This window comes from Rhodospirillales bacterium, from assembly GCA_016872535.1.
Lineage (GTDB): Bacteria > Pseudomonadota > Alphaproteobacteria > Rhodospirillales > 2-12-FULL-67-15 > 2-12-FULL-67-15.
In genome coordinates this window covers 1-3,319 of the sequence record VGZQ01000142.1, presented here as the reverse complement: position 1 = coordinate 3,319, position 3,319 = coordinate 1, and the positions used below count along the sequence as shown (strand labels likewise).

Annotated in this window: 3 protein-coding genes; all 3 read left to right on the top strand. The window is 66.9% G+C overall.

Going from position 1 to position 3,319, the window contains the following annotated elements:
* Window positions 1-76: 76 nt before the first annotated feature.
* The 3 genes from avd to FJ311_16080 are packed head-to-tail and all read left to right on the top strand — an operon-like array spanning window position 77 to window position 2,092.
* Window positions 77-439, top strand: a complete 363-nt coding sequence (gene avd, locus FJ311_16090; protein ID MBM3952955.1) for a diversity-generating retroelement protein Avd — start codon at window positions 77-79, stop codon at window positions 437-439.
* Window positions 423-1,682: an RNA-directed DNA polymerase gene (locus tag FJ311_16085; GenBank protein MBM3952954.1), complete on the top strand. Its 1,260-nt coding sequence runs from the start codon at window positions 423-425 to the stop codon at window positions 1,680-1,682. Before avd ends, FJ311_16085 begins: the two co-directional genes overlap by 17 nt.
* Window positions 1,163-2,092 carry a hypothetical protein gene (locus tag FJ311_16080; GenBank protein ID MBM3952953.1) on the top strand — a complete coding sequence of 310 codons (930 nt, stop codon included), beginning with the start codon at window positions 1,163-1,165 and terminating at the stop codon, window positions 2,090-2,092. The genes FJ311_16085 and FJ311_16080 overlap by 520 nt, the downstream gene beginning before the upstream one ends.
* Window positions 2,093-3,319: the final 1,227 nt, after the last annotated feature.

The window sequence follows — 3,319 nt, the reverse complement described above, 5'->3', positions numbered from 1 at the left end:
ATGGGTCTTTAGATCTTTACCTCTTAAGGGGGTCTGGGGGCGAAGCCCCCGGCGGATTTGTTGATAGGAGAAAAGCATGGCCGCCGACAACCCGCGCGCCACCGGTCCGGCGCTGGAAGCGATGTATCGTTTCGTCCTGTGGATAATCCCGACCGTGGAGAAATTTCCGCGCAGCCAGAAGTTCCTGTTGGGCGATCGCATTCAAACGGCGGCGTTGGACGCGCTGGAGCGGCTGGTCGAGGCCACCTATACCCGGCAGCGAACGGCCATGCTGGCGGCGGCCAATCTCGGCGTCGAGAAACTGCGCTTCTTCTTTCGCATGGCCAAGGACCTGCGTTATCTCGACCCGCGACGTTACGAGCACGCGGCCCGGGCGCTGGACGACATCGGCCGCCTGATCGGCGGTTGGCGGAAAGCCCACGATGCCGCGCAAACATGACGATCTATTCGACCGCATCGCCGGTTTTCCCGCCTTGACGGCGGCGGCCGACCGCGCCGTCCGGGGCAAGAGACGCAAGCCCGGCGCCGCCGCGTTCATGGCCAACCTGGAGCGGGAAGTCCTGCGCCTGGAGCGCCAACTGAACGACGGCACTTACCGGCCGGGCCGCTACACGGTGATCCACGTTCGCGATCCCAAGCCGCGCATGGTGTCGGCGGCGCCGTTCCGCGACCGGGTCGTGCATCATGCGCTATGCGCCGTGATCGAGCCGATCTTCGACCGCGGCTTCATTTTCGACAGTTACGCCAATCGCGGCGGCAAGGGAACGCATCGGGCGGTAGCGCGTTACGAGAAATTCCGGGACCGGTTCGCCCATGTACTCCGCTGCGACATCCGCCGCTACTTCCCCGCCATCGACCATGAAATCCTGAAATCGGACCTTCGCCGCCGCATCGCCTGCGGCAGGACTCTTCGGCTGCTGGGAACCACCATCGACGCTTCCAACCCGCAAGAACCGGTGCATATCCATTATCCCGGCGACGAACTGTTCACGCCTTACGAGCGCCGTCGAGGACTCCCCATCGGCAACCTCACCAGCCAGTTCTTTGCGAACGTCTATTTGGACGGCCTCGATCATTTCGTGAAGGAGGTCCTGGGAGCCAAGGGATACGTGCGCTATGTCGACGATTTCGCGCTGTTTCACGACGACCCAGCCGTTTTGGAATGCTGGCGGGAGCGCATCGCCCGCTATCTGACCGGCCGACGGCTGACGCTGCACCCATGCAAGACCCGGATCGCGCCGACCGCCGCTCCGGCGGAGTTCCTCGGCTACGTGCTGCTGCCCGACGGGCGGCGGCGCCTGCCGGAGGAAAACGTGCGGAGATTCCGGAACCGGCTGCGAGGCATGCGCGACCGCTGGCGCGCCGGCACCGTCGCCATCGGCGACATTCGTTGTCGGATCGGCGCCTGGATCGCCCACGCCGATCACGCCGACACTTGGCGCTTGCGCCGATCCCTGTTCCGCGGCGGGATGTTCGATCCCGCTTCCGGGACCTTCTTCCCCGATGGCCGCGACGGCCCCGAGGGGAAGCCTGGCCGGCCCCTTGTGGCCAGCGCGTCCTGCGCGGCGGTTCCTGGAACAACAATCCGAGGAACCTCCGCTCGGCCAACCGCAACAGGAACACCACCGACAATCGGAACAACAACAACGGGTTCCGTGTCGCCAGTACGCACCGATGCCTGAGCCGCGCCGTTCACGGACGGCGCGGGCGCGCCAGTGTGCGTCCAGGGCCGGCCATGATGAGCAGGTTGCGGCCTTTGCGGGCCTCAGCCAGGATCGGCGCCCGTCTTGCCCTCGTTCAGACGAGGGGACGGGTGCCGCTTCGTTTCTTCCGGTCTCGTGCGAGCGCTCGCTTCACGGCGCCACGCGATGCCGCACGGTGGCGACGGAAAACCCTTGCCCGGATAGCGCCGCCAGAGCCGCGTCGCGGCCCGCTCCGCCGCCGAGCCGGTGGGCGTCATCGCCAATGGCCTGTGCTCCGGCGACGACAAACAACCGGTACTCGAAAGGTTCGGGGAGACGGCGCGGCAGGTCGAGTGGCCAGGCGCGGCGGCCGGAGAACGCCGCGGCTCCCTCGAACTCCGAAGGCTTGATGGTGCCGGACAGCATGCGCCCGGAAACCATGTCGATGGCGACATAGGCGAATCGCTCGCGCGGACCGTTGTCGACTTCGATGGCGAGCCCGCAAAGGCCCGCGCCCGCGCTCGGGCGGGCCTCGCCGTCCGCGACCGGCACCGGACTCGTAACGGCTTCGATGCCGCCGAACTGCACGTCGGCGCAGGTCTTTCCCGCCGGCGGCCGACGTTCGAGGATGGTCACGGTGGGAGCGCTCGCCATAGGCGGTTGCTCAATTTGTTTTACCGCAACCGGTGCCGGCGTTGTCGTCTCGACGATAGGCATGGCCTGAGCCGGAGGATCGGACCTTGCGGATGCGGCGCGGTCGGCCGTGGGAGCGACGAACAACGACCGCCAGGAATTGTCCGTGAGCGCAACCGCGGCAGCGATGACGACAACGGCACCGGCGGAAATCCATGCGAAGCGGGGGTGGATACGCGGATTGGAGGATGCTGAAGTGTCCCGCGCGCGGGGGGGTATTGCGGCCGTATTGCTGGCCGCCGCGATGCCGATTGCTTTCAAGGCCTCACGCGCAGCGCGGATGGGCACTACGCGGATTCCGTCGGGCAGGCCGGCTGCCGCGACGGCCTCCCGGTCGGGGCCTTCATGCATGAACAGGAATGCCGTCTGCCCTCCTGCCGCCCAGCGCGCGAAATCTTCCCGCGATGAGTGCAACTTCTCGGCCAGATGTCCGACCGAGCCGACATTGAGGTCGTAATCCACCCGGCCGGTGAGCCAGATGACCACATCCGGATCGTCGTCCGGGCCGGCGAGACGGGCATCGGATGCCGCGACCGCGTGGGCGACGAAAAAACCGAGCTGCCAGCTTTCGCCGGCGCCGATCGGCGCCGAAACGTCGAGGCGGAACGCGCCCTCGTCGAACGGGCCGAACTCGCGCTCGATCACGCCGCTGCCCGGGCGAACGAAATCGTCATAGGCGCCGCTGATCGGCAGCACCGTCGAGGTCCGCTTCAGGCAGACCACGGACTGGGCGGCGCGTTCGCGCGTGATGCGTTCGATCCGCGCCGGCCCGCCGGTGGTCGCGACGAAGACCGCGATTCGCTTCACCGGAGATAGGCCCTGGACTTCGGATCGCCGAGGAACCGCATGAGATCGGAATTCTCGTCGGCGATCATTTGCGCGATCCCGTCGCGCATGCCGGGCAGTGGGAACTGGCGGCAGCGGTCCTCGGCGTCGCACACGAT